Source organism: Fibrobacter sp. UBA3718, assembly GCF_002371935.1.
Classification (GTDB): Bacteria; Fibrobacterota; Fibrobacteria; order Fibrobacterales; family Fibrobacteraceae; genus Fibrobacter.
Genome location: NZ_DFHR01000022.1, coordinates 319,034 through 341,904, shown reverse-complemented (window position 1 = coordinate 341,904; position 22,871 = coordinate 319,034). Strand labels below are relative to the sequence as shown.

Annotated in this window: 24 protein-coding genes; 4 read left to right on the top strand and 20 right to left on the bottom strand. The window is 55.8% G+C overall.

The window, feature by feature from the left end; genetic code table 11:
- Nucleotides 1-13 precede the first annotated feature (13 nt).
- Entirely contained in the window at nucleotides 14-1,225 is a 1,212-nt protein-coding gene (locus B4A77_RS09745; RefSeq protein WP_173381575.1) for a PD40 domain-containing protein, read from the top strand.
- Here the strand turns inward: B4A77_RS09745 and B4A77_RS09740 are convergent, their stop codons facing one another.
- Together B4A77_RS09740 and B4A77_RS09735 are read right to left on the bottom strand one after the other, a co-directional pair.
- Entirely contained in the window at nucleotides 1,226-1,507 is a 282-nt protein-coding gene (locus tag B4A77_RS09740; RefSeq protein ID WP_173365959.1) for an FtsB family cell division protein, read from the bottom strand.
- Entirely contained in the window at nucleotides 1,507-2,427 is a 921-nt protein-coding gene (locus tag B4A77_RS09735; RefSeq protein WP_290740282.1) for a DNA-processing protein DprA, read from the bottom strand. Before B4A77_RS09735 ends, B4A77_RS09740 begins: the two co-directional genes overlap by 1 nt.
- Nucleotides 2,428-2,533: 106 nt before the next feature.
- Between B4A77_RS09735 and mazG the strand changes: the two genes are divergently transcribed.
- Nucleotides 2,534-3,334 (top strand): nucleoside triphosphate pyrophosphohydrolase, encoded by an 801-nt coding sequence (mazG, locus tag B4A77_RS09730; RefSeq protein WP_290740279.1) that lies wholly within the window; start codon nucleotides 2,534-2,536, stop codon nucleotides 3,332-3,334.
- On the opposite strand, the gene B4A77_RS09725 is transcribed toward mazG, so the two are convergent.
- The 5 genes from B4A77_RS09725 to B4A77_RS09705 all read right to left on the bottom strand — a co-directional run bounded on the left by B4A77_RS09725 (nucleotide 3,315) and on the right by B4A77_RS09705 (nucleotide 9,320).
- Nucleotides 3,315-3,893: a hypothetical protein gene (locus B4A77_RS09725; RefSeq protein ID WP_290740276.1), complete on the bottom strand. Its 579-nt coding sequence runs from the start codon at nucleotides 3,891-3,893 to the stop codon at nucleotides 3,315-3,317. The genes mazG and B4A77_RS09725 overlap by 20 nt on opposite strands.
- Nucleotides 3,886-4,578, bottom strand: coding sequence for a hypothetical protein (locus B4A77_RS09720; RefSeq protein WP_290730825.1), 693 nt, complete (start codon nucleotides 4,576-4,578; stop codon nucleotides 3,886-3,888). Before B4A77_RS09720 ends, B4A77_RS09725 begins: the two co-directional genes overlap by 8 nt.
- 351 nt (nucleotides 4,579-4,929) lie before the next feature.
- Nucleotides 4,930-7,059 (bottom strand): elongation factor G, encoded by a 2,130-nt coding sequence (gene fusA, locus B4A77_RS09715; protein WP_290724310.1) that lies wholly within the window; start codon nucleotides 7,057-7,059, stop codon nucleotides 4,930-4,932.
- A 75-nt stretch (nucleotides 7,060-7,134) separates the two neighbouring features.
- The gene (locus B4A77_RS09710) at nucleotides 7,135-8,646 is read right to left on the bottom strand and encodes a hypothetical protein (RefSeq protein WP_290740272.1); all 1,512 of its coding nucleotides are present in this window, start codon (nucleotides 8,644-8,646) and stop codon (nucleotides 7,135-7,137) included.
- Nucleotides 8,643-9,320, bottom strand: a complete 678-nt coding sequence (locus B4A77_RS09705; protein WP_173380890.1) for an EcsC family protein — start codon at nucleotides 9,318-9,320, stop codon at nucleotides 8,643-8,645. Before B4A77_RS09705 ends, B4A77_RS09710 begins: the two co-directional genes overlap by 4 nt.
- 142 nt (nucleotides 9,321-9,462) lie before the next feature.
- Here B4A77_RS09705 and B4A77_RS09700 point away from each other — a divergent pair, with 142 nt between their 5' ends.
- Entirely contained in the window at nucleotides 9,463-11,400 is a 1,938-nt protein-coding gene (locus B4A77_RS09700) for a PEGA domain-containing protein (protein WP_290740268.1), read from the top strand.
- On the opposite strand, the gene B4A77_RS09695 is transcribed toward B4A77_RS09700, so the two are convergent.
- The 8 genes from B4A77_RS09695 to purU all read right to left on the bottom strand — a co-directional run bounded on the left by B4A77_RS09695 (nucleotide 11,397) and on the right by purU (nucleotide 18,093).
- The gene (locus tag B4A77_RS09695) at nucleotides 11,397-11,756 is read right to left on the bottom strand and encodes a hypothetical protein (RefSeq protein WP_290740265.1); all 360 of its coding nucleotides are present in this window, start codon (nucleotides 11,754-11,756) and stop codon (nucleotides 11,397-11,399) included. The genes B4A77_RS09700 and B4A77_RS09695 overlap by 4 nt on opposite strands.
- 25 nt (nucleotides 11,757-11,781) lie before the next feature.
- Nucleotides 11,782-12,543: a type I methionyl aminopeptidase gene (map, locus tag B4A77_RS09690; RefSeq protein WP_290740261.1), complete on the bottom strand. Its 762-nt coding sequence runs from the start codon at nucleotides 12,541-12,543 to the stop codon at nucleotides 11,782-11,784.
- A 25-nt stretch (nucleotides 12,544-12,568) separates the two neighbouring features.
- Nucleotides 12,569-13,960, bottom strand: coding sequence for a DEAD/DEAH box helicase (locus tag B4A77_RS09685; RefSeq protein WP_173380894.1), 1,392 nt, complete (start codon nucleotides 13,958-13,960; stop codon nucleotides 12,569-12,571).
- Between the two features lie 94 nt (nucleotides 13,961-14,054).
- Complete coding sequence (locus tag B4A77_RS09680) at nucleotides 14,055-15,308, bottom strand: hypothetical protein (protein WP_290740259.1); 1,254 nt, start codon at nucleotides 15,306-15,308, stop codon at nucleotides 14,055-14,057.
- 8 nt (nucleotides 15,309-15,316) lie between these two features.
- Complete coding sequence (locus tag B4A77_RS09675) at nucleotides 15,317-16,006, bottom strand: hypothetical protein (protein WP_290724300.1); 690 nt, start codon at nucleotides 16,004-16,006, stop codon at nucleotides 15,317-15,319.
- Nucleotides 16,007-16,032: 26 nt separating this feature from the next.
- Nucleotides 16,033-16,704, bottom strand: coding sequence for an orotate phosphoribosyltransferase (gene pyrE / locus B4A77_RS09670; RefSeq protein ID WP_173365944.1), 672 nt, complete (start codon nucleotides 16,702-16,704; stop codon nucleotides 16,033-16,035).
- A gap of 10 nt (nucleotides 16,705-16,714) precedes the next feature.
- On the bottom strand, nucleotides 16,715-17,239 hold the full coding sequence (locus B4A77_RS09665) for a hypothetical protein (protein WP_173380898.1): 525 nt from the start codon (nucleotides 17,237-17,239) through the stop codon (nucleotides 16,715-16,717).
- Nucleotides 17,240-17,247: 8 nt separating this feature from the next.
- Nucleotides 17,248-18,093, bottom strand: coding sequence for a formyltetrahydrofolate deformylase (purU, locus tag B4A77_RS09660; protein WP_173365942.1), 846 nt, complete (start codon nucleotides 18,091-18,093; stop codon nucleotides 17,248-17,250).
- 99 nt (nucleotides 18,094-18,192) lie between these two features.
- On the opposite strand from purU, the gene B4A77_RS09655 reads away from it, so the two are divergent.
- Nucleotides 18,193-19,311 (top strand): fibrobacter succinogenes major paralogous domain-containing protein, encoded by a 1,119-nt coding sequence (locus tag B4A77_RS09655; protein WP_173380899.1) that lies wholly within the window; start codon nucleotides 18,193-18,195, stop codon nucleotides 19,309-19,311.
- A gap of 94 nt (nucleotides 19,312-19,405) precedes the next feature.
- On the opposite strand, the gene argS is transcribed toward B4A77_RS09655, so the two are convergent.
- The 5 genes from argS to panD are packed head-to-tail and all read right to left on the bottom strand — an operon-like array spanning nucleotide 19,406 to nucleotide 22,864.
- The gene (gene argS, locus B4A77_RS09650; protein WP_290724293.1) at nucleotides 19,406-21,133 is read right to left on the bottom strand and encodes an arginine--tRNA ligase; all 1,728 of its coding nucleotides are present in this window, start codon (nucleotides 21,131-21,133) and stop codon (nucleotides 19,406-19,408) included.
- On the bottom strand, nucleotides 21,120-21,533 hold the full coding sequence (gene rsfS / locus B4A77_RS09645; protein ID WP_173380901.1) for a ribosome silencing factor: 414 nt from the start codon (nucleotides 21,531-21,533) through the stop codon (nucleotides 21,120-21,122). The genes argS and rsfS overlap by 14 nt, the downstream gene beginning before the upstream one ends.
- Entirely contained in the window at nucleotides 21,520-21,930 is a 411-nt protein-coding gene (locus tag B4A77_RS09640) for a LytR C-terminal domain-containing protein (RefSeq protein WP_290730802.1), read from the bottom strand. Before B4A77_RS09640 ends, rsfS begins: the two co-directional genes overlap by 14 nt.
- Nucleotides 21,930-22,472: a hypothetical protein gene (locus tag B4A77_RS09635; protein ID WP_290740257.1), complete on the bottom strand. Its 543-nt coding sequence runs from the start codon at nucleotides 22,470-22,472 to the stop codon at nucleotides 21,930-21,932. The genes B4A77_RS09640 and B4A77_RS09635 overlap by 1 nt, the downstream gene beginning before the upstream one ends.
- A gap of 38 nt (nucleotides 22,473-22,510) precedes the next feature.
- Complete coding sequence (gene panD, locus B4A77_RS09630) at nucleotides 22,511-22,864, bottom strand: aspartate 1-decarboxylase (RefSeq protein WP_173380904.1); 354 nt, start codon at nucleotides 22,862-22,864, stop codon at nucleotides 22,511-22,513.
- Nucleotides 22,865-22,871: the final 7 nt, after the last annotated feature.

Below are 22,871 nucleotides of genomic sequence, written 5' to 3'. Positions count from 1 at the left end.
GTATTTTTAGGGCATGAAAAAGTTTGTGAAGATTTGCGCTTGTGCGGCATTTGCCGTGACTTCTGTTTTTGCCCAGCAGGGAGCTCCGACGGGTGCCGCTGTTGATCCGACTGCCGACGAGCAGAAGGCACTTTCTGCCCTCAAGGGCAAGCTCGAAGGGGCCATTGTCTGGGCGACGAGTCGCGCGAATTCGCATCATGATATCTGGATTATGAATGCCGACGGCAGCAATGCCCGTGCGCTTACGAGTGGCGACAACGTGGACTGGTTCCCGCGAATCTCTCCGGATGGTTCGACGGTGCTTTTTAATCGCAGCAAGGGCGGCTGGGTTCCTGAAAACGACGCGAACTATCCCGAAAAGTGGGACCTGTGGATGGTCGATATCTCGGGCGAGAACGCGCGCAAGGTGGTGGACAACGCTACATGGGGCACCTGGAGACCCGACGGCAAGTCCATCGTGTTCAGTCGCGCAGGGAAGGTCTTTACGATGGACCTCGCGAGCAAGGCCGAAACGCTCGTGCTCGATGGCGAAAAGGCCTTCAACAAGTCCGGCGTGATTCTGCAGGAACCGAACATGAGCCCCGACGGCAAGCATTTGGCGATTACGCTCCGCGGCTCCATGCGCGAGACGGGCGTGTGGGACCTCTCGAAGAATGTCTGGACCAAGTCCGGCGACGGTTGCCAGATTGACTGGAACTTCGACGGCTCCAAGCTCTACCGAGTGAATCCCACGGGTAATGGCGGTACTGCAGCCCCGAGCGAAATCCTGTGGTTTTCTGCCAAGGACGGCAAGCAGATTGAGAAGGTCGGCTTCTTCGGCATCCCGAAGAACGTGAAGCTGATGGACTTGCCCGGCCGCCGCAGCCACGAATACTTCCCACGCCTCTCGCCCGATGGCAAGTGGCTTGTGTGGGGTGCGACCGACAAGGGCCACGACCACGACCTGTTCGACTACGAGCTCTACATCTGGAAGATCGGTGAACCGGTGGAAACTGCGACCCGCATTACCTATCACAGCGGCAACGACCGCTGGCCGGATATCTGGCTCGGCAAGGTCCCGGTGAAGGAATCTCCGAAGCCTGCGGCCGAAGCCGCTGCCGCTGTTGCAAATGCGCCTGCCGCCGTTGCCGGTGGTGTAAGCGATGCCAAGATGGACGAACTCATCCAGGCAATCGACCGCCTGACCGAAGCGGTGAAGGCTCTTTCTGCCGAAAAGAAAGAGTAGCTATTTGACCATCTGAAAAACCTTCTCGTCCTTGCGGCTCATGCCGTAACGGGTGCGGAGGATTTCTTCTTTGTAGAGGGAGTCGTTCTGGAGTCTCTCGATGATGAGCTTGCGCTCTTCGATGACAGTGTTGAGCGAATCGATTTGCTTTTGCTTTAATTCGATTTGTTGAATCAGCATCTGCTGCTCGAAAATGTTCCCCTTGCTGAACAGGAGCTGGGATACAACGATAGCGATAAAGAAAATGACGACCACAATGGCGATGTAGATTTTCTTGTGCATTATGCCGATCCGTTGAAGTGGAACATGAAGTTGTCTTCGGTGTGGGCGAGACCCGCAATTTCGAGCTCTGTCAATATAGCTAAAAGTTCGCCGATATTAAAGCCCGATTCTGCCTGGAGCTCGGGAAATGTTTTGCGGTAGCCGTTGACTTTTGCGAAAAGTGCTTTCGCATTTTTTCCGAGCGTGCAGCCCGCACTTTCGATGGCCGTGATGCTCTGACCTCCTCGCCGGGGGAGTCCGAGAACCGAAACCAGACTTTCGGGCCGAAAGACTGGTTTCGCAAGCTCCCGGTCGAGCAAGTCGTTCGTGCCCCCGGCCACTTCGCTGTCGAAGTCGCCGGGGATGGCGTAGAGCGGCTTTCCCTCCTTGCGGGTGAATTCGGCGGTGATGAGCGCTCCGCCCTTCGCCTTGCTCTGCACGATGACAGTCGCTCGCGACATGCCGCTGATGATGCGGTTCCTTGCCGGGAAATTCCCCTTGTAGGCAGGCATGTCGGGGTCGAATTCCGAGACGATGGCGCCGCCGTGTTCGAGGATGCGCCTTGCAAGGTTTCCGCGGCTGCCTTCGATTTTGGTGCCGAGCCCCTGCGCGAGCACGGCGATTGTCGGGATTCCCGCATCGAGCGCGGCTTCGTGACACAGACTGTCGATTCCCTGCGCGAGTCCCGAGACGACGATGGCTTGTGTCCCGCATAGTGCGCCCACGAGCCTCCGGCAGAGTTCCTGGGCGCTGTTTCCCGGCCTTCGCGTGCCGACCATCGCGATTCCCACGGGGAGGTTTGCGTTGCGAGCTTTCGCGCTGTCGAGGGCGTGAACTGGCGGCGGGAGCGTCCCCATGGCATAGAGCTGTTTTGGCTTGTAGATGGATTCCCCGAGCAAGAGCGGATACTCTTCTGGCTTTACGGTGTAGATGTCTTTCATTGCTTCCCTTTGGGCGTTGTTGTTTGCCCGTGCCTAAAAATACAGAATTCGAGTGTCAAAAACAAGGGGGAGAACCTGCGTGCGTGCGACTTTCTATCTTTGGGCCATGAAGTACAAGTTTGAAGATTTGGTCGATATCCTGTCGAAGCTCCGTGCCGAAGACGGTTGCCCGTGGGACCGCGCCCAGGACACGCATACGCTCTTGCCCTACCTGGTCGAAGAGAGCAGTGAATTCATCGATGCCGCGATGGAAGGCGACAAGGCTCACATGTGCGAGGAACTGGGCGACGTGCTGCTGCAGGTGGTTTTCCATGCGCAGGTCATGAAGGAGAGTGGCGACTTCAATATCGATGATGTTGTTCAGGGAATCTGCGAGAAGATGATTTGCAGGCATCCGCACGTTTTTGGCGATGCGCAGGTGGATACGGCTTCCGAAGTGAGCCGTCGCTGGGAAAAAATCAAGGCCCAGGAGACGCTGCACCAGAAGGATGCCGAAAAGTCTATCATGGACAAAGTAAGCAAGAGCATGCCGACCTTGGCTCGCAGCCAGGATATTATCCGCCGGGTCGCGAAAGTCGGATTCGATTGGGGAGAGGCCGCACCCGTGTTCGACAAGGCTCAGGAAGAATTTGCGGAATTCCGTGCCGAGATGGAGAAGGTCACGCCGGAGAACGCGAACACCGACCGCCTGGAAGACGAGTTCGGCGATATCATGTTCTGCCTCGTGAACGTGGCGCGCCATAGCGGGTTCAATGCCGACGTGGCACTCCGCCGCGCAAACGCGAAGTTCGAGAAGCGATTCCGCGAGGTGGAACGCCTTGCCCGCGAGCAGGGGAAGGCCCTGCCCGAATTTGGTCTGGAAGGCCTGCAGCAGCTATGGAAGCAGGCTAAGGTTTCCGCTCGATAGTAATCGAATCCTGCAGGTCTATGTGCAGAAGCCCGTCGCTTGCGGCGACATAGAACTTGTCGAAGTTGCATGAGCTCTCTTCGGCGCCGGTGGCGTCGAATTCCAGAACGTCTTTGAAGGTTCTCTTTCCGACTTTCATCGAATCCAGCATACGCACGGTATAGCCGTCGCTGTTTGTCATCTTGTTCCCGTCGAGGTCCTTGAATACGATGTCCGGGCCGTAGGGCCAATTGACGTCGCGAAGATTCCTGAGACACGAAACGGTCATCTTGCCACCGTTTTCGTCGCATTCAACCCTCACGCCGATGGTAATTTCGTTGAGGAAACCATGTGCCTCGAATTCAAAATACTCGGGCTTGTGGCTGTAGATGCGTTCTCTGTAGGAATCCTCAATGCCCCAATTGTCGATGACCTTGACTGTATCGCCCCATTCCTGTTCCTTCTGCACCAGTTTTGCGAAATCGCCGCCGACATACGGATCGTCTACGTCGAACATCCCGCACGAAGTGAGCGTCAAGGTGAGTGCGACTAGCGCCGTTGCTGTCGAAAACTTATTCATTGTCGCCCCTTTCCTTGATGGTGAAAGAAGCCCCGTCGGTGGTTTCGAGCCTCAGGATTCCCGCAGTCTTGGAAAAGTAGAGAAAAGCGGTGTCGCTTTCGATTTGTTTATGGTAGTTGAGAGCGTCGTAGTGAGCCATGTCCATGATGGCGAAAACGCTGTCGTAAGTGACTCCGTTGAAAGTGATTGTATCGAGCAATCTGACCGTCCCCTCGATGCCCTTTTCTTCCGGAGTTCCGGTGGAATCAAGTTCGACAAAGAAGCCCGTGTTTTTGTGGCTTATGTGCATCGGCATGGTGTGGCTTATGACAAGATTGTTCTTGTTTTCTTCCTCGCTGACGTTAATGCCGCCATAGAAGTTGACTTCGACGCTCATGATGGGGTAGGTGGACGTGAGGAGTACAGAGCGGTCCTCTTCCTTTGCCACCACGCAGAAATCGCTCCAGTCCTCCATGAAGGTAGAATCCTGGCTCACGGTCAGGTCAAATTCGAACCCTTCGGAATGCTCGTAATGAACAGTGTTTCCCTTCTTGAATACTTTGGTGGATTTCTGGCAGTCGGCAAGCTTGTATATCGGATGGTAGACCCCGTCGCAGGTGTCGGTACAGCCGCAGGCCGTGAAGGCTACGATGCAGATGGCAATCGTTAGCCCGATTGTCAAGGCCGATAATGCTCTTTTTGGCATGATTTTCTCCTTTTTCCCTTTTGCATAAAATAGCAAAGACTTTGTCTGAAATCATGCCGGGAACCCTATTCCACATTGGAATGTTCCTTACGGGAATGGTGCTTTGTGAAAAATTTTGTTCACGTCCGGAGGATGCGAAGTATATTGAGGGTGTACTTCCAGTCAGTCCTGGTTCTGGAGAAGGGATGCCGGATCGAACCGCGGGGTAGGACTCATTGGGTGTACACTTTCTATTCCAAAGTCACTCGGCCTTCATGGCCGGGTGATTTTGTTTTATCCCTTCCCGCAATATGCAAGAAGGTCCGGGGCATGAGCCACCGGACCTTGAATCTTGCTTGAAGTCGCTTGGGCTTAGGCGCGAGCCTTGGCCTTGTCGCCGTACTTCTTGATGAGCTCTTCCTGGATGTTCTTCGGCACCGGAGCGTACTTCGCGAATTCCATGGTGAACTCGGCCTTACCCTGAGTCATGGAGCGGAGGTCGGTGGCGTAACCGAACATTTCGGAAAGCGGGACTTCGGCGGTGATAGTCGTCGTGCCCATTTCTTCGCTCGTTCCGGTGATGGAACCGCGGCGCTGGGAGACGTTACCGACGACGTTGCCCTGGAACTCGGTCGGGGTGGCGATTTCGACCTTCATGATCGGTTCGAGGATCTGGGCGCCGGCCTTGGCGAAAGCTTCGCGGAAAGCCATACGGGCACAAATCTGGAACGCCATGTCAGAGGAGTCGACCGGGTGGAACGCACCATCCTGGACTTCCATTTCGATACCCACGACCGGGAACCCGATGAGGGAACCGGCTTCCATGCAGCTCTGGAAACCCTTGTCGCAAGACGGGATGTATTCCTTGGGAATACGGCCGCCGACGACGGAGTTCACGAAGTTGTAGACCTTGTCGGAGTCGCCTTCGACAGGCATCGGGCGCATCACGCCGGACATCTTGGCGAACTGACCCGAACCACCGGTCTGCTTCTTGTGGGTGTATTCGAACTTGGCTTCGCGGGTGATGGTTTCGCGGTAGGCCACCTGCGGGGCACCGGTCTGCACGTCCACCTTGTATTCGCGGCGCATACGTTCGATGTACACGTCGAGGTGAAGTTCGCCCATGCCCTTGATGATGGTTTCGCCGGATTCCTTGTTGACTTCGACCTGGAACGTCGGGTCTTCCTTGGTGAAGCGGTTGAGGGCCTTCGACATGTTGTCGAGGTCGTCACGGTTCTTGGCTTCAATCACGAGCTCGATCACGGGGTTCGGCACGTGCATGGAAGTCATGTTGTAGTGGTTCTTGCCGTCGGTGAAGGTCGTACCGGAAGCGCAGTCGATACCGAACAGGGCAACGATGTCGCCGGCACCGGCTTCGGTGATGTCCACCATTTCGTCGGCGTGCATACGCACGAGACGGCCCACGGACACCTTCTTGGTGGTGGCCATGTTGGTGATCATGTCGCCCTTCTTGAGGGTACCCTGGTACACGCGGACGTAGGTGAGCTGGCCGTAGCGGTCGTTCACGAGCTTGAACGCGTAGCAGACGAGCGGTGCGTTGTCTTCGCTCTTGAGGATGACTTCGGCTTCGTTGTTGTCGAGGTCGAGGGCCTTGTTTTCAACGTCGGTCGGGCACGGGAGGTAGTCGATGACACCGTCGAGGAGCTTCTGCACGCCAATGTTCTTGTGGGCGGAACCCATGAACACCGGAGTGATGTCGAGGCGGATGGTGGCTTCGCGGATGGTCTTCTTGATGAGGGCCTTGTCGATTTCGTCGACGCCGTACTGGCCTTCCATGGCCTTTTCCATGATTTCGTCAGAGTAGTCGGCGCAGCAGTCAACGAGCCTGGTGCGGTATTCGTTGGCCTGGTCGACGAGTTCGGCCGGGATTTCCTTTTCGATCATGTCGTCGCCGTTGGCGCCTTCGAAGTAGTAGGCCTTCATTTCGACGAGGTCGACCACGCCCTTCAGTTGGTCTTCGAGACCGATAGGAATCTGCATCACGCAGGGCTTGTGGTTGAGCTTTTCCTTGAGCATTTCGGCAACGCGGAGCGGGTTTGCACCGGAGCGGTCGCACTTGTTGACGAACACCACGCGCGGCACATGGTAGCGCTTCATCTGGCGGTCAACGGTAATAGACTGGGACTGGACGCCTTCGACGCCGGTGAGCACGAGGATAGCACCGTCGAGCACGCGGAGGGAACGTTCCACTTCGATCGTGAAGTCCACGTGCCCCGGGGTATCGATGATGTTGATGGAGTCCTGTTCACCGCTCTTGGTGTGGGTCCAGTTTGCAAACGTGGCGGCAGACTGAATCGTGATGCCGCGTTCGCGTTCAAGTTCCATGGAGTCCATCGTGGCGCCGACGCCGTCTTTACCACGAACTTCGTGGATAGCGTGGATACGCTTTGTGAAGTAGAGGATGCGTTCGGTAAGGGTAGTCTTGCCCGAGTCGATGTGGGCAGAAATACCGATGTTTCTGTGATTTTGGATGTTTTTCATTTTTTATTCCACAAATGGAGTTGATGTTTTGAAGTTTGCGCCCAAAGATAGAAAATTTCGGGGGGTATTCAAGGGCTATTTGCCGCTTTGGGGGCGTTTGGAGCGCTTGAAAACTTCGTTTGTGCCGATAAGGGCGGCTATGGCAACCGCAATCCAGTCCCGATAGCTGCTTCCGGTCATCCAGGGGCCGTAATTCATGAAATGGCGCTGTGCTTCCGGGGTGAGGAATTTGCCCGCCTCGAGGCTCTCGGAAAAACCATCCACGTTGATGGGAATGTAAAAATGCGAAAGCACAAGCTGCAAAATAACGGTGAAAATGGCAAATTTGGGTGCAGGGTCCGCCTTGTCGAGGGCATGGCCCAGCGGCACCAGCAGGAGCGGCAGGAACGGAGCGATGTGCCTCGATTCGCTGTCGAGGGCAAAAAAGAGGAAGGCGAGAAGCACTAGCGTATGCCCGGGCGACCTTGCTGTGGAAACCTTTACGAAATCCCTCGCGAACAAGACCAGGAAGGCGGGAAGGGCACCCCAGTAGACGACGTGCCCCGCCAGGGTGACGAGGGGGTACTTTAAGGGACGGATGAGGACCTGGAGCAGGAACACCTTGCCGTCGAAGAAGTAGTCGTTGTTCGTGTGCATGCGGAGGAGCAGGGATACGGCTGCGATGCAGAGCACGATGCCGATGAAGACCCTGGGGCGGAAAGACCGGGCGAAATCCACTGCGGAATAGGGAATGCCGGGGACTTTTCGGAGCAAGGCGATAACCCAGGCGCAGCCCGAGAATGCAATAAGGCAGAAGATGATGTGCCCGGTGCCGAAGTTTCCCATCAGGAGGTTGTCGAGGATTTCCTGCTTGTGCATGACATGGAACAGGATGACGAGAGTCCCGGCGGCAAGCCCGTAGACAAACGGGAGAACCAGGAAAAACTTGGGAACCGGTTTTTCGAAAAGTTCCGGGAGCGCGCCTGCGGACTTGCTCACGCCTGGTCGGAGCGGGAACAAAAGAAGCAGCGTCATCACGTAGGTGAGGGTGGGCCAGGTGACAAGCCCGAGGAGCGAGAGCGCGAATCCCGAGGCCTCCCTGCCCTTGAGGATCGCGTAGTAGGAGGCGAGCGCGACAGTCACGGCGAAGGCGTCCGTCTGGAACGGAACGTAGCCGCAGTTTTTCAGGGTTGCGTAATTGAAGAAGAATAGCGAAAAGAGGACGACCGTTGTGGCGGGTTTCCATCCCTGCAACCGTGCCAGCTTGAAGAACAGCAGGAGCTGGAGGGCGAGGTTTACAAAATGGAGCACGTACATCCCGGCCATCATGTGCGCATTGTCGAGCGGAATGCCGGCCAGATTGTAGACAACGTTCATCAGGCAGAACGGGAAGATGCGCTGGATGCGGAAGCTGTCATAGCCGGTGGCGAAGAAATCTGCGGAAAAGTTGCGGAAGACCTCGCGGTAGAATTCCCCGTCGAATCCCGCGCCTTCGTTAACCGGGATGGTCTCGCCACAGACAGATAGGGCGAATAGGGCGAGGAGAATTGCTGACAGGAGCCCGTAGACGGTGCGGACTGCCAAATGCTTATGCGTGGAGTCGTTCACTTCGCTTCGGAGCTGGAATCTTCTTTGTTGCTAGGTCCGGCGCCTTCCGCGTCTACGATCTCGGCGTCGGTCACAGCCTTGCCGTCCTGGTCGGCGAGCGCCTTGAAGTAGGCCGTTGCCGTCTTGCCGACTTCGAACGTGTCGTAGTAGGTGTAGGCTCCGTTGCCCACTGCCCCCACGACCGGAATGGCGCGGAGCAGCGACTTGCTCAGGAACTTCGAGGAAATCTTGATGCCGATTTTCTGGATGAGCGCCTTGAGCGCGGTGGTGGAGAGCTTCTGTACCACGATGCGGCTGCCGGTGCGCACGGCGATGTCGCGGATGAGCTGGGCCGCGCTATGGCGGAACAGGCACCAGACCATGGCCTCGCGGCTTAGTAGGGCGAGCTTGCCGTAGCTTGCCGCGATGTCGGCGACGAGCTGCGCCTGGATGCGCCAGATGGCGGCGATGTCCGGGATGGCGGTGAGGATGCCCGTGATTCCTGCAGGGATAGAGAGCGTGGCGCTTATGGTGGCCGCCTTGAACGCCGCCTGCTGGATAAGCTGGTTCGCCCTCTTTTCCGGTTCCCGGTTTTCGGCGTACAGGGAGTCGGGAATATTCGTGATGAGGTCGAAAAGGATGTTGGTCGCCTTTTCCTTGAGCTTTTTCTTGGTATTCTCGGTTTCTTCGGTCATTCGGGACTCCTGTAATGATGAGACTATTTTAATAAATCCTGCGGGGGGTGGCAGGGGATGTTTGGTAAATGTCCCTTGACAGCGTGTCGGTATTGCCGAAGATTGCATTTAGGTAAAAAAATGTTTATTTTTTGGTTGCGAAATGAGACTGTTCCGTTCTATCATATTCCTGGTTTCCGTGGTCGCGGTTCTCGCTGTGCCGTCTCTTGCGAAAAACGTATTCGTGGCGGTTCTCGAGACGGTCACCATGGGAAGTTCCGTGTCCAGGGCCGAGAAGGTGTTCCTGACGGACAAGCTCCGGTCCCAGGCGGTGGAAGTCCTGCCCTCGTATAAGGACTTTGTCGTCATGACGCGTGAAAACATCCTCGCATTTTTGCCGCCCGACAAGTCGCTGGAGGAATGCGAAGGCGGATGTCTCGTGCAGACGGGCAAGAATATCGCGGCGGACTACGTGGCGCAGGCCCGCGTGGGGCAGTTCGGTTCGGACTTGACCCTCACGGTCGAACTCTACGAGACGGCGAGCGGCAGGATGCTTTCCAGCTATACGAGCCGGAATTCTTCCGTGGATGAACTCCTCTCCGAAATCGAGAGCCGCTCGGCGATGCTGTTCGGGACCATTCCGGGAGCCATTACGGTAAACGCGGAAAAAGACGGCGGTGGTCATGGCGGATTCACAAGCGTGTCGATGGGAAGTCACTGGTCGTCGTCCAGAATAAAAAAACGGCTGATAGAAGTCTCCTCAAATCCTGTGGGTGCGTTGCTAAGCGTGGATGGTCGTCCGCAGTCGAACTGCCAGAGTACGCCCTGCAATGTGGAACTTACTGAAGGAAATCATAAGTTTACATTTGTGCTGGACCGTTACTTCGACCTTGATACGCTCGTGAACGTGAATGGCAATACTACTAGTCTCGGTGTGCGGATGAAACCGAATTTTGGAACGCTTGTCATTGACCCGAAATTTCCCGATCGTCTAGGGAGCGCGGATGGACTCTCGGTACAAGTTGATAACGAAGACGGAAGTCTGGAAAATACGCTTTCGCCGGGATGGTATCGCGTCGAACTGAAACACGCGTGCTACGAGGATGTGCTCTTTAATGTAAATATAGCCCGAGGTCAGGAATTCCGGTTCGATAAGAAACTTGTTCCCAAGAATGGGCATGTGTCGATTCGCGCCCGTCAGGGAGACTCTCCCCAGAGGGTGCCTGTGTATGTCAACGGCAAGAAGGCCGGGATGACGCCCTTTGACGAGGATGTCTCTGTCTGCGCTACCGTTACGGTGGGCGATGAACAGGCGGGATTCCCCTATGCAATCCAGGCGCATGCGGAAACGGAATGGGTCTACGAAATTCCCGAGGAAGAGGAATCTTACGACAGTTATGAATATTCCAGTTCCAGCGAATATACATTCAATCAGTCCGGGTTCTATAGCAGTTCCTCGCGTAGGCGCTCCGAAAGTTCAAGTTCTTATTCCATCAATGAAGTGGTTTCTTCTTCGGACAGCGAGGGACCCGTTAGATTCATTATTCAGGGCTTGATGGGATTTGGACTCGAAGCTCTTCGCGAGGATGGCGTTGAAGATGAAGAAGTTCTGACGTTCTATGATAATATGAATGGCGGCTGTGATTACTGGGATGATTATTATGGTCGATGCTCTGGCTATTCCGATACAGCTAGTATTGATGGCTTATATGGATATATTGATTTGTTCCTTGGACTGGAATTCGCCCGCTTCCTCACAATTGGAGCGGGAGCAGGAATCGGAGTCTACACGTTGTCCTCGACGGACGACAAAAATCTTGATGAAGATCTCCCCGGTGCGAATTTTGCTCCGAACATATTCTTCGAGGTCTCCTTGGGGACGGAATATACGTTTGGTGCCCGCTACATGTACGTCTTTGAACCCCGTTGGCCGAGTACTAGGATGTCGGGCTTTTTTGAATGGCTGAATGTGTTCGGAATTGAATTGGGTGGAACGAATACAGAAGGCCTGGGAACGAATTTCTTCATTTCAGTTTATCTCAGGGCCCCTACGCGCGGGAACCTCACTGAATTGCTTAAAGATACAAAGAAAAAGAACTAGAACAGGATTTTCGCAATTCCGCCGGCGATACCCGCGAGTTTGTCACCGCTGTAGTCGGCAATCGCGAATCGCAGCGTGCGCCCGTCCATCGCCATCCTGAGCGCTTCGTTTATCCATGTCCTTTCGCAGGTGATCTTGTCGACGGTGAGCTCGGTGCCCTTGTCGCCGTCGTCAAAGCCGTAGTAGCCGCGGAACATCGTGGGCTCGGTTTCGCCACGCAATATAATGCGGACCTCGGCAATCCTCGCTTCGGAGTCGATGGAAACTTCCTGGATTTCGCCGAAGCGGAGAACCGTCTCGTTCTTGCGGATGATAGATTCGACCGCCCTGTCCCGGAGGTTCCCTAGAAACGACATCGCGCTTTACTCCCGGAGTCCTGCCTTAGCGGGGCAGAGTGAGAATCTCGATTCCGTTCTTCGTCTTGACGATGGTGTGTTCCCACTGGGCGCTGAGGCTTCCGTCTCGGGTCACGGCAGTCCAACCATCCTTGAGCGTCTTGGTGCCCGGGCGTCCGACGTTGATCATCGGCTCCACGGTGAACACGTTGCCGATCTCGATGAAGGGGGTGCGTTCGGAGTTGCGGAAGTGGAGCACGGTCGGTTCCTCGTGGAACCCGCGGCCGATGCCGTGTCCGCAGTAGTCTTCCACTACGCTGAATCCGTGTTCGTCGGCGATGTCCTGGATGGCGCATCCGATATCCGAGAAGCGGGCGCACGGTTCTCCGGCGGCGCGGATGCCTTCTTCCATGCAGAACTTTGCGGTATCGACCAGTTCCTGCGCGAGGCTAGAAACCTTGCCGACGCAGAACATGGCAGATGTGTCTCCGTGGTAGCCCGAAAGGATAGTCGTGATGTCGATGTTCACGATGTCGCCATCCTTGAGAATGGTGTCGGCACGCGGAATGCCGTGGCACACGACCTCGTTGATGCTGATGCAGGCGTAACGCGGGTAGCCGTGGTAGCCCATGCAGGCGGAGATGCCCTTGTGGGCGCGCGTGTAGTCGCCGATGAATTCGTCAATTTCGAGTGTCGAGACTCCCGGCTTGCACATTTCGCCTGCGCGGATGAGCGTCTCGGCGGCGAGCGCTCCGGCATCACGGATGAGTTCGATTTCCTTTGCGGATTTTACCTTTATCTTTGCCATTTTGCTTACCTAAAACCAGTCTAACTTAATTTTTCCAAATGTAGCGGTCGACGAGGTAGGCTAGAAGCATCTGGTCTTCGACGGGGCCGTTTGCCAAATCTTTCACGAGCGGGAGCATGCGGCTGATGCGTTCGGTCGCCTTCTGGCCGCCGAAGTGCCTGCGTTCCTGTTCCAGCGAGGTGCGCGCGCGGTCGCTGACGCGCCTTGCAATGTCTTCGTTGGACGGGATTTCTTTCTTGATGAAGTTGATGCCGAAGTCCGCCGCGGTCTGCCGGATTTCGATTTCTTCGACAGGCGTGATGAGCGAGATGCAGAGGCCACTCCTGCCCGCACGGGCGGTGCGCCCGCTACGGTGCACGTACACTTCGTGGTCGGCCGGGTGGTCGTAGACAATCACGTGGGTCACGTGGTCCACGTCGATGCCGCGGGCGGCAACGTCGGTGCAGATGAGGATGCGGAGCTTCTTTTCGCGGAAAGCGTTGAGCGTCTTCTCGCGCATGGCCTGTGCCACGTCGCCGCTGAGAGCCCCCACCTTGAATCCATAGCCCGAAAGCACCTGTTCGAGGTAGCTTACGTCGCTCTTCTTGTTGCAGAAAATCATGCAACTGTCGGGATTGTAGTATTCGAGCACCTTGATGGTCATGGAATCCTTGTCCATCACGTCGCAGGGGTACCAGTAGTGCTCGAGGTTGTTCGCGATGACTTTGTCGTAGCTGAGCGAGAGAAATTCGGCACTCGGACGCTGGAATTCGCGGGCGAGGCTCTTCACCGTCTGCGGAATCGTCGCACTGAACATCGTGCACGAGATTGCCTTGGGCAGGTAGCGGCGAATCTTCTGCATGTCGGGGTAGAATCCCATCGAGAGCATTTCGTCCGCTTCATCGAGAATCAGGTCGCGGATGTCGAGGAAATCGACGTTGCCGCGCTGCACGTGGTCCATGAGGCGTCCCGGAGTCGCGACGATGATGTGGACCCCGTTCCTGAGAGCTTTCAGCTGCGGTTCGTAGCTGACACCGCCGAAAATGGCGACCGAGCGGATGCCCGTGCCTTCGGAGAGTTTCTCGATTTCGTCTTCTACCTGGATGCAGAGTTCGCGGGTGGGTACGAGGATCAGCGCCTGCGGGTAGATGTGGTCGCGGACGATGACCTGCAGGAGCGGGAGCACGTAGGCGCCGGTCTTGCCCGAACCGGTCTTGGACTGCACCAGCATGTCGCGGGCGGCAAGCATGTAGGGGATGGTCTTCTTTTGGACGGGCATGAGCTGCGTCCAGCCGTGCTTCGCCAGAACTTTTTTCTGTTCGTCGGGAAGCATGTCGAATGTGTAGTCGGGGAGCTTGTTCTTGGGCTCGATGATATTGACCGGCGTAAGGAACGGATTTACTTCTTCTTTCTTTTCTTCTTGTATTTCTTCGCTCATAGTGGGCACAAAGATAGAAAAATTCTACATGGGACGTTCACCGCTTGCGCGTGCGTATGCGCGAGGCGAACTATGTTCGCCGAAGTTTGTATCGTTACAGGCTCCAGTGGTATTCGAGTCCGAGGCCGACGAACCAGTCGATGGTGGAGCCTCCGATAATCGTGGGCGCCGCCGCCGCTTCGGGGGTCGGATCCACGTACATGTCGCGTCCGCGTGTCGAAATCCCGGTGCGGATTCCTAAGCCATAGTGCTTCTTGAAAATGAACTGGGCCGCTCCGCCGATGACGCCTCCCTTGTAGGCTTCCTCGAAGCGGATACGGACCTTGTAGGCGCGCGAGGGTTCCTTCACGTCGTCGTTGAGCGCGATGTCCTCGACAAAGAAGCTGTACTGGAATCCGAGTATCAGGAGGAGGCTGATGTCGAGCCAGCTCTTGATGTTGTATGTCCTGGAGAACAGCGCGTTGAGGCCGATTTCGTGCTGGTAAAAGTCCCAGTGGTCGAGCTCGTCGTAGACGGGGTCGTCGTCATCGGTCTTTACCCTGTGCTTTGCGAAACGGTACTGGAGTTCGAGGCCGATGAACCCGTACCAGATGCCGCCGAGATAGGCGTTGAGCAACGGGTCGGAATCATCGATAAAATTCCAGAGGCTTACCGAATCCTTCGTGATGCGGTAGTTGCGCACTTCGCTTTCGACGTGGCTCTTGTACCAGGTGTAGGGCGTAAGCGGAATATGTGCCTGCGAATATCCGAACGCTACTCCGGCCCAGGCCCGGAACTTGGGAACTTCCTGGTAAAGGTCGTCGGGCTCGTCCTGCAATTTTTGGCGCTCTTCCTTCGAGAGCCTTCGTTTGGTCTTTCCCGAAAAGAATGTGCTTGCGATTTTGTCGGCGAGTGCTACCTTGTCTGTTTTCTTGGCAATCGACCCCGCGACTTTCGGGTTTGTCGAAGTCTCGTCGAAAATGGCGACGTTGATGTTGTCCCCGCTTTCGGCCAGGTAGAGCACGATATTGTCTTCAAGACTTTGCACCTTGGCCATGAGGGCGGGGTGGCGGATGTGCAGGTATTCCTCGTCGAGGGCGGGATCCATGTTCTTCTGCAACCATCGAGCGTAGTGCATGGCGACGGAGTCTCGTTCCCATTCCCCGAAAAGCCTGCACTTGGGTTCGCCTGCGCCGGAGTTGTTGCGCTTGAGCGAGAGGCAGAGTTCACGGGGGTCGACAGGGCTCTGCGCATCGGGAGTCCAGATGAGGATGTCCGCGTTTTCCCACAGCACCGGGTGCTTGTTGAAGTACACGTCCTTCGCGAGGCTCGTGGCGGCGAGGGCAAGGAGTGCTAGGATGAATGCCATGGCCCGCTTCATTTCTGCACCCCCTCGTAGAGGCTTATGCGAATCTTGCGTGCTGCGGTGGCGATGAGTGATTTCATGTCGTCCATCGAGAGCTTTACGATGGGCTGCTGGATTTCTTCAACGGCGCTAAACAGCGGACGCTGCCTTTCGTTGTCCCAGAGCGTGTACGAGAATATGGCGCTCAGGTTCTTGGAGGTCGGTTTCTCCTCGTTTTCCTTGTGGATGAGGTCGTAGTCGTAGTAGAGTTCGCGCTTCAGGTCGGTTCCGATGATGAACTCGTGGATGATGAGTACAAGGGCCGGGGTCGAACCGTCGGCATTCTTGACGGCGATGCCCTGTTCCGGGAAGTGTCCCTTGATGAAGATACGGTCGTCGAGCTTCTGGCTCTCTTCGGGGAATGCGTTTATGGTCGCGTCGGGAACGTCCTTGAGCGCCGGGTATGCCCTGCGCATTTCATCGAGGAAGGCGCGTTCGCAGAACGATGTCACCTGCACCTGCGCACTCTCGGGAGCGATTTCCAGTTTCTTGGCGAACCACTTGGACCGCGTCAGCACGAATGCGTTCTGCGTGCCGCTGATGGAAAGCGCGCTGTAGGGGGGCTGCTTGTATAGCGGATGCGACTTGCTCCAATGGTACGACGGGCCGCACCCGACAAGGGCGCACACGGCGATGCACAGTGTGGCAAGCTTCCTAAACACGTCACTCCCTCAATGGAAGGCTGGCCCTAGTTGGCGCCCCACTTTTCGCGGTAGGCGTAAACCTTTTCGAGGATTCCTTCGGGGGCGTTGATCGCCTTGCGGTTCTCTTCGCTTTCGAGGAATGCGATGATATCGTTGATGTTCACGATGGAGTGGGCCTCGATTCCGTATTCGTCTTGCACCGTCTGGAGCGCGGACTTGCCGTTGTCGAGCTTTTCCTTGCGGTCGACGGAAATGAGAAGCCCGATGACATTCGCGTTCTCGATTTTTGAGAGCGCCTGCATCGTCTCGTTCACGCTGGTGCCTGCGGTAATCACGTCCTCGATAATCACGACGTTCGTCTTCTCGGTGTACTTGTAGCCGACGAGCATGCCGCCTTCGCCGTGGTCCTTCGCCTCCTTGCGGTTGTAGGTGAAGGTGAGGTTCTGGGCGTACACGTCGCTGAGTTTCATCGCGGTAGCGGCGCAGAGCGGAATTCCCTTGTAGGCCGGGCCGTAGAGGTTCTGGGCCTTGCCGTCGAAGTGGACCATGTAGGTGCTTGCGTAGTATTCGGCAAGCTTCGAAAGTGTAGCTCCGGTGCGGAACTCCCCGGTGTTGATGAAATACGGGGTTTCGCGGCCGCTCTTGGTGACGAAGTTTCCGAACTTGAGCGCGCCCGCTTCAACGAGAAAATGGACAAACTGGTCTTTGATGTTCATAGGAAAATCCTTATGCGGCACCGCCCAGGAGGAGGGCTGCAATGCTGGAGAATACGGCGACCTTCTCGGTCAGGACTTCGATGGCGATGAGGATGGCGAACACCACCACGCAGAGCCCGATGTAGAAGTAGAAAGACTTCTTGAATCCCTTGATCTTGAGCTTGAAGATGAGCCAGAGGACAAAGCTCAGGATGGCGCTGAATATCCAGGCTGCTGCTCCCGGCAGGGGGACGAGCCTGCTCACGCCGAAGGTAAGGGCAATGCCCGGGATGAAGAAGAAGGCGATGCACAGCACGCAGAGGAGGGCGAATCCCACGTAGTGCGCGAACCCGCGTTCCTTCTGGATGATAATCTGCGGTTCCTCGCTTTCCGGCTTCGGGGCTTCGGCGACGGTTTCCTGTTGGGCTGCTTCTTCCGGGGCTGCTTCGGCAGCTGTCGTATCGTTTGTTGCGGGGGCAGCGTTCGTGGCTTCGGCGGCTTCGACTGCGGGAGCCTCGGTGGTTTCCTTGTTCTCGTTCAGGTTTTCTTCGTTCATGTTAACTCCTACAGGATAAAGGTTCTTCCGGCGTAGACGAAAACGCGGTGTTCAAGCCAGAGTTTGAGGGCGGCAGAAAGCGTCCGCTTCTCGATGTCCTTTCCAAGTTCCACCAGTTCGTCGATGCTTGCCGTTTCGGGCACGCGCTGGATATCCTGGCAGATGATGGGCCCCTGGTCCAAGTCTTCGGTGGCGAAATGCGCCGTGGCGCCGATAATCTTCACGCCCTTGTGCCATGCCTGGTGGTAGGGCTTTGCCCCCTTGAATGCGGGGAGGAACCCGTGGTGGATGTTGATAATCCTGTACTTGAATTCCTCGGTAAAAGCCTCGCTCAGAATCTGCATGTAGCGGGCGAGCACGATGGTGTCGGTCTTCGTCTCCTCGATGATTTCGCGGAAACGGTTCTCGGGAATGCTCTTGTCTGGGTTCGACGGCACGTAGTAGAACGGGACTCCGAAAGTGCCGCCCACGGGACCTAAGTCGGGGTGGTTCCCGACGATGCAGCTGAATTCGCAGGGGAGGTCTCCGTCGCGTCTCTTGAGCAAGAGGTCGTAGAGGCAGTGGTCCGTCTTCGAAACGAAAATGGCCACGCGTTCGGTCTTGGAGGTGTCGAACAGCTTCCAGTTCAGCTGGAGGTGTGGGGCGAGCGTTTCGAGGTGCTTGTTGACTTCGCTGATGTCGCCAGCTTCCAGTTCAAAAACGGCTCGGAGGAAAAAGGTCTCGATATCTTTCGCCGTATGCTGCTGCAGGTCGATGATATTGGCGCCTGCTTTGGCGAGAACCTGGGTGGTCCCGGCGATAAGCCCCTTTTGGTCGGGGCAGTGGATTTGCAAAATGTAACGGGTCATAGCCATATGTAAAATGTAGTTAATTGTAAAAAGGGCGCCTTGAGGAATTCCGCAAAAAAAGCTAACATTCAATACGTTGTGCAACATAAGCAAAGAAGGCAGGAAATGTTCTGTTCCAAATCGAGATTTGTCATCATTGCATCCGCTCTTTGCCTCTGGACTCTCTCCGAGGCTGTTCCCCCGAAAACGTGGGATTCGATTTTCAATGCGGAGGGCGAAGGCGATTACACTTCGGTAAAAATTGAAGGGAATATCCGTCTGGGCAAGTACACCCACTATAAAGAAGTCCAGCCGGTATCCTTTAAGGTAAACGACGGAAAATTCGCCTTTTCTGTTTCGGGAAACATGACGGTCCCGGCCGAAAAGATCGAGAAAGAAAACTTCTACAACAAGTGCAATATGTCGAAAGAGGCTTGGATCTCGTACTTCAACAAGCCCATGACATTCGGCAAGGAAGAACAGATTGTGAATATCGCCGGCGTGGACCTCGCCTGTGGCGACGACACTTACGCTGTCGGGGACTTGCGAATAAAGTTCACGAACCCGAAGGCGCAGGAATACTGGGCGGCAAACCTTGAAGGCCGCGAAAAGTACAAGCGCGAACGCCTTGCAGAATTCCGCAAGGCGGAACAGCAGCACCATGCCGACATCCGCAGCGTATCCAGCGCCTTTACCGATCCGCGCGATGGCCAGGTGTACCGCACCATCAAGGTGGAAGGCCGTGAATGGTTCGCCCAGAACGTGAACTACAACGTCGAAGGGCATTCCTGGTGCTACGAGGACAAGGATAACTATTGCTTGCGCAGCGGTCGTCTCTACGATTTGGAAGGAGCCCGGAAGGCTTGTCCTGAAGGCTGGCATTTGCCGCGTGACCGCGAATGGATGGACATGCTCGTTGGGCTTACCAAGTGCTACGAAGGTGTAGACAAATGTGGCAAGTTCGCCGAGAAGATGAAGGCTACTACTGGCTGGCACGGTGGTGGTGGCACGGACGAATACGGCTTCTCCGTCTATTCTTCGGGCTACCGCAAGGTGCTTGGCAAGACCATGGTCCGCTACGAGGAAATGGGCGAGTATGCCGGATTCTGGTCCGCACAAAACGGCAGGAACGAAACCATCTGGCTCTGGTCCATGGGCCGCATGAGCGATCAGATGGTGCGACAGCTCGTGCCGAACAACGCAAAGAACAACGCCTACTCCGTTCGCTGCATCAACGGAAATTGATTGATGATTGATAATGTATAATTGATAATTATCAATTCTCAATCATCAATTCTCAATTGAAAAAAACACAAGCCCGAAGGGCTTGCGTTTTTTTTTACATCTGGCGGATCGGGAAGAGTCCCAGCAGGTCGAGCACGTTCTCGAGCACAATCTGTGTTGCCTGAACCAGGAACAGGCGGGACTTTTCTTCGGCGGAGCCAAGCACGCGGTCTTCGTGGATGAACTTGTGGGCGGCTTCTGCGATTTCCAAGGCGTACTGGGCGAGCACGCTCGGTTCGTCACCGGCGACAGCATCCAGAATCTTCTTGCCCTTCTTCGACAGGATGTTGATGAGGCTGTAGGCCGCATCGTCGCTGAGTTCGGCGAAGTTCACGTCCTTGATTGCGGCGGCGAGGTCCGCGCGTTCAATGCCGGCCTTGCGCATGATGCTGCATAGGCGCACGTGGGCGTTCTGCACATACGGACCCGTATCGCCTTCGAAGCTCATCACGGCGTCCCAGTCAAAGCGCACATCCTTCAGGCGGCTGTTCTTGAGGTCGTTGAAGGTAAGGGCGCTAATGCCGATCTGGCGGGCAATCAGTTCCTTATTCTCGAGGCCCGGATTCTTCTCGTCAATGAATTCGAGAATCTTCTTCTGGGCGGCTTCAATCACATCGCGCAACAGGCTTGCGGTACCCGTGCGGGTCTTGCCTTTTTCCCACTTGCCGTCCACCAGTTGCAGAATCACGCCGAACGGAATGTGGTACATGTCCTTGTACCATTCGCGTCCCATCTTCTTCAAAACGTGGAACACCTGCTTGAAGTGGAGCGCCTGTCCGAGGTCCACCACGTAAAGGCATTTGTCGAAGTTGTATTCCTTCTTGCGGTAGCAAGCGGCGGCGAGGTCGCGGGTTGCGTACAAGGTAGAACCGTCGCTCTTGCGGATAAGGCAAGGGTTCAGGTCGAATTCGTCGAGCATCACCACGTCCAAATCCTGGCTCTTGACCATCAGGTTCTTTTCGCGGAGTTCGTCGAGAATGGCGGGAATCTTGTCTTCGAAGAAGGATTCGCCAGTGTAGTGGTCAAAGCCCACGCCCATCATGTCGTAGATGCGCATAAGTTCCTTCAGCGTTGCGGCGCGGAAGGCTGTCCAGAGCTTGCGGTAGAATTCGTCGCCCTGTTCGAGCTTAGTGAATGCGGCGCGTGCTTCGTCTTCGAGACCCGGCTCTTCCTTAGATGCCTTGGAGAATGCGGCGTAAAGGATGTTGAGCTCCTTCACGGTGAGGCTATCGAGCGTGGCGTCGTCGGTGGGACGGTTTTCGCGCAGGTACATCACGATAAGCTTGCCGAATGCGGTTCCCCAGTCACCGAGGTGGTTGATGCGTTCCACCTTGTAGCCGGCTGCCTTGTAGATGCGGGAAAGCGAGTTTCCAATCATCGTGGAGCGCAGATGGTGGAAGGCAAGTTCCTTACCGATGTTCGGGGAGCTGAAGTCGATGCAGACGACCTTCCCGTTGGGTGCGGCGTGACCGTATTCCAGGCCCTTCGCAGCGATTTCTTCGAGAGTAGATTTTGCGAGGAATCCGCGGTCGATGAAGAAGTTCAGGTAGCCGTTCACGGCTTCCACCTTCGAAAGGCCTGCGGGGAGTTTCACCTGTGCGGCCAAATCTTCCGCAATCATCTTCGGGGCCTTGCGCATCACCTTCGCGAGTGAAAAGCAGGGGATGGTGAAGTTTCCGTGGCTGGTGTCAGGCGGCACGGAGATAAGCTTGAGTGCGGCTTCCTTCTCGAAGGAGCCGGTGGCGGCGAGCGCTTCTGCGATTTCTTGCTCAAACGAGTTCATTGTCGTCGGCCTTCTTGTCGGTTGTCTTTACAAAGTCATTTTCATCGAGTTCCACAATCTTGCCGTCGGCATAGAGACGGTCTAGCGAAATCTCGTTACGCTTTTCTTCTTCGAACAGGTGGACCATCAGGTCGAGGCCCGCATCGAACACTGCCCAGCGCACGCCTTCCTTGTATTCCACGCCCACGGACGGGAGCTTGTTCGCCTTGAATTCCTTGCGGAGCTCGTTCAGAATCGCTTGCATCTGGGCTTCGCTTTCGCAGGTTGCCACGAGGAAATAATCCGTGACATCCTTGATGCCGCGCAGGTCAATCAGCTGCACGTTCTGGGCGCGCAGCTCAAATAAAATGCTGGCACCGATTTTTACGGACTCTGGAAGTTCTTGCTTATTCGTTGTCATCTGTTTCTCCCTGTTCGGGTTCTATGATTTTATGAAAATCTTTTCCTATATAAACGGCTGCGTCGACATAGGCACGCTTGCTTACGATGGTAAGAACGTTTTTTGTCTGGAGCGTCTGGGCCAGAGCTTTTGCGCCTTCCCATTCCGGATTCCGGAGCACAAGGATGGTTTCCTCGTAGTTCTGCAACATGTCGTTCCCGAAGCTCACCACGTCGAATCCATTTTCGCGTAAGAAAGTTCGCATTTTGGCTGCAGCCCCTGGTTCTCCGCAACTGTTCAACACCTCAATGTCGCCCTTGTAGGTGCGCTTCTCCTTGACGACAACCTTCTCTTCTTCACAGGCGGAGAGAAAAAATGTCGCAAGCAGGAGGGCTATGGCTACGGCGCTGTTCTTCATCAACGGCAAAAAATAGAATTTCTCCAGTAGCACGAGGGATAACGGAATGGTCCGTAAGCCTTGATTGCGTCGTTCTCGTTTACGAACATGAGCCTGATGTAGGAATTGTCTGTCGGTTTGTATTCCAGGGCAATCGCGGGCAGGATGAATTCAACTTTCCCCTGCTTGATGTCTTCCTTGGGTATGGGTGCTCCTGCGCGGAAGTTCGCATAGAGCGGCATCCAGAGTCCGAAATCGGCGTAGAGGTGCAGGCTGGGGTCGAATTCGTATGCGAGGTGCGCTAGATAGCTCTGTTGCGCGAACGAGCCATAGGACCCGCCCATGAAACTCACGGAGTACGAAAATGCGGCGCTCAGGGCCGGGTCGATGGATGTCCTGCGGAGTAGTCTTTCACGGGGAAAAGACGAGTGGTTCCAGGGAATGCCGTCGAATGCGGGTGTTACAACGGCGGAGTCGCTTGCGGAGAGCGAATCGCTTGGGACGGGCTCCGCAGAAAACGCGAAGGCCGCAAGGATTGCTACAGACAGAAGGGTAAACCGCATGCTGGAAATATAAGTATCTCGGACGATGTCGATCCGGGCTACTTGTTCGTGATTTCGTTCTTCGCGTTCACGTGGATGACGGTCGGCTTCCACGACTTGGCCTCTTCTTCGCTCATGGTCGCGTAGGCGACAATAATCACGAGGTCGCCGGGCTGCACGAGGCGGGCTGCAGCCCCGTTCAGGCAGATGACTCCGGAACCGGCCGGGCCTTCGATGACGTAGGTGTCGAGGCGGCTGCCGTTGTTCACGTCGAGCACGCCCACCTTTTCGAAGGGGAGGATGTTTGCGGCGTCCATCAAATCGCGGGCAATCGTAATCGAGCCCTCGTAGTTGAGGTTTGCGTCGGTTACGGTAGCGCGGTGAATTTTGCTTTTGAGTAATTCCAGCTGCATGATGCGC

What these genes read in the sequence shown, in the direction of transcription:
- B4A77_RS09745 (WP_173381575.1), top strand. Translation starts at nt 14, where the DNA reads ATGAAAAAGTTTGTGAAGATTTGCGCTTGTGCGGCATTTGCCGTGACT.
- B4A77_RS09740 (WP_173365959.1), bottom strand. Translation starts at nt 1,507, where the DNA reads ATGCACAAGAAAATCTACATCGCCATTGTGGTCGTCATTTTCTTTATC.
- B4A77_RS09735 (WP_290740282.1), bottom strand. Translation starts at nt 2,427, where the DNA reads ATGAAAGACATCTACACCGTAAAGCCAGAAGAGTATCCGCTCTTGCTC.
- mazG (WP_290740279.1), top strand. Translation starts at nt 2,534, where the DNA reads ATGAAGTACAAGTTTGAAGATTTGGTCGATATCCTGTCGAAGCTCCGT.
- B4A77_RS09725 (WP_290740276.1), bottom strand. Translation starts at nt 3,893, where the DNA reads ATGAATAAGTTTTCGACAGCAACGGCGCTAGTCGCACTCACCTTGACG.
- B4A77_RS09720 (WP_290730825.1), bottom strand. Translation starts at nt 4,578, where the DNA reads ATGCCAAAAAGAGCATTATCGGCCTTGACAATCGGGCTAACGATTGCC.
- fusA (WP_290724310.1), bottom strand. Translation starts at nt 7,059, where the DNA reads ATGAAAAACATCCAAAATCACAGAAACATCGGTATTTCTGCCCACATC.
- B4A77_RS09705 (WP_173380890.1), bottom strand. Translation starts at nt 9,320, where the DNA reads ATGACCGAAGAAACCGAGAATACCAAGAAAAAGCTCAAGGAAAAGGCG.
- B4A77_RS09700 (WP_290740268.1), top strand. Translation starts at nt 9,463, where the DNA reads ATGAGACTGTTCCGTTCTATCATATTCCTGGTTTCCGTGGTCGCGGTT.
- B4A77_RS09695 (WP_290740265.1), bottom strand. Translation starts at nt 11,756, where the DNA reads ATGTCGTTTCTAGGGAACCTCCGGGACAGGGCGGTCGAATCTATCATC.
- map (WP_290740261.1), bottom strand. Translation starts at nt 12,543, where the DNA reads ATGGCAAAGATAAAGGTAAAATCCGCAAAGGAAATCGAACTCATCCGT.
- B4A77_RS09685 (WP_173380894.1), bottom strand. Translation starts at nt 13,960, where the DNA reads ATGAGCGAAGAAATACAAGAAGAAAAGAAAGAAGAAGTAAATCCGTTC.
- B4A77_RS09680 (WP_290740259.1), bottom strand. Translation starts at nt 15,308, where the DNA reads ATGGCATTCATCCTAGCACTCCTTGCCCTCGCCGCCACGAGCCTCGCG.
- pyrE (WP_173365944.1), bottom strand. Translation starts at nt 16,704, where the DNA reads ATGAACATCAAAGACCAGTTTGTCCATTTTCTCGTTGAAGCGGGCGCG.
- B4A77_RS09665 (WP_173380898.1), bottom strand. Translation starts at nt 17,239, where the DNA reads ATGAACGAAGAAAACCTGAACGAGAACAAGGAAACCACCGAGGCTCCC.
- purU (WP_173365942.1), bottom strand. Translation starts at nt 18,093, where the DNA reads ATGGCTATGACCCGTTACATTTTGCAAATCCACTGCCCCGACCAAAAG.
- B4A77_RS09655 (WP_173380899.1), top strand. Translation starts at nt 18,193, where the DNA reads ATGTTCTGTTCCAAATCGAGATTTGTCATCATTGCATCCGCTCTTTGC.
- argS (WP_290724293.1), bottom strand. Translation starts at nt 21,133, where the DNA reads ATGAACTCGTTTGAGCAAGAAATCGCAGAAGCGCTCGCCGCCACCGGC.
- rsfS (WP_173380901.1), bottom strand. Translation starts at nt 21,533, where the DNA reads ATGACAACGAATAAGCAAGAACTTCCAGAGTCCGTAAAAATCGGTGCC.
- B4A77_RS09640 (WP_290730802.1), bottom strand. Translation starts at nt 21,930, where the DNA reads ATGAAGAACAGCGCCGTAGCCATAGCCCTCCTGCTTGCGACATTTTTT.
- B4A77_RS09635 (WP_290740257.1), bottom strand. Translation starts at nt 22,472, where the DNA reads ATGCGGTTTACCCTTCTGTCTGTAGCAATCCTTGCGGCCTTCGCGTTT.
- panD (WP_173380904.1), bottom strand. Translation starts at nt 22,864, where the DNA reads ATGCAGCTGGAATTACTCAAAAGCAAAATTCACCGCGCTACCGTAACC.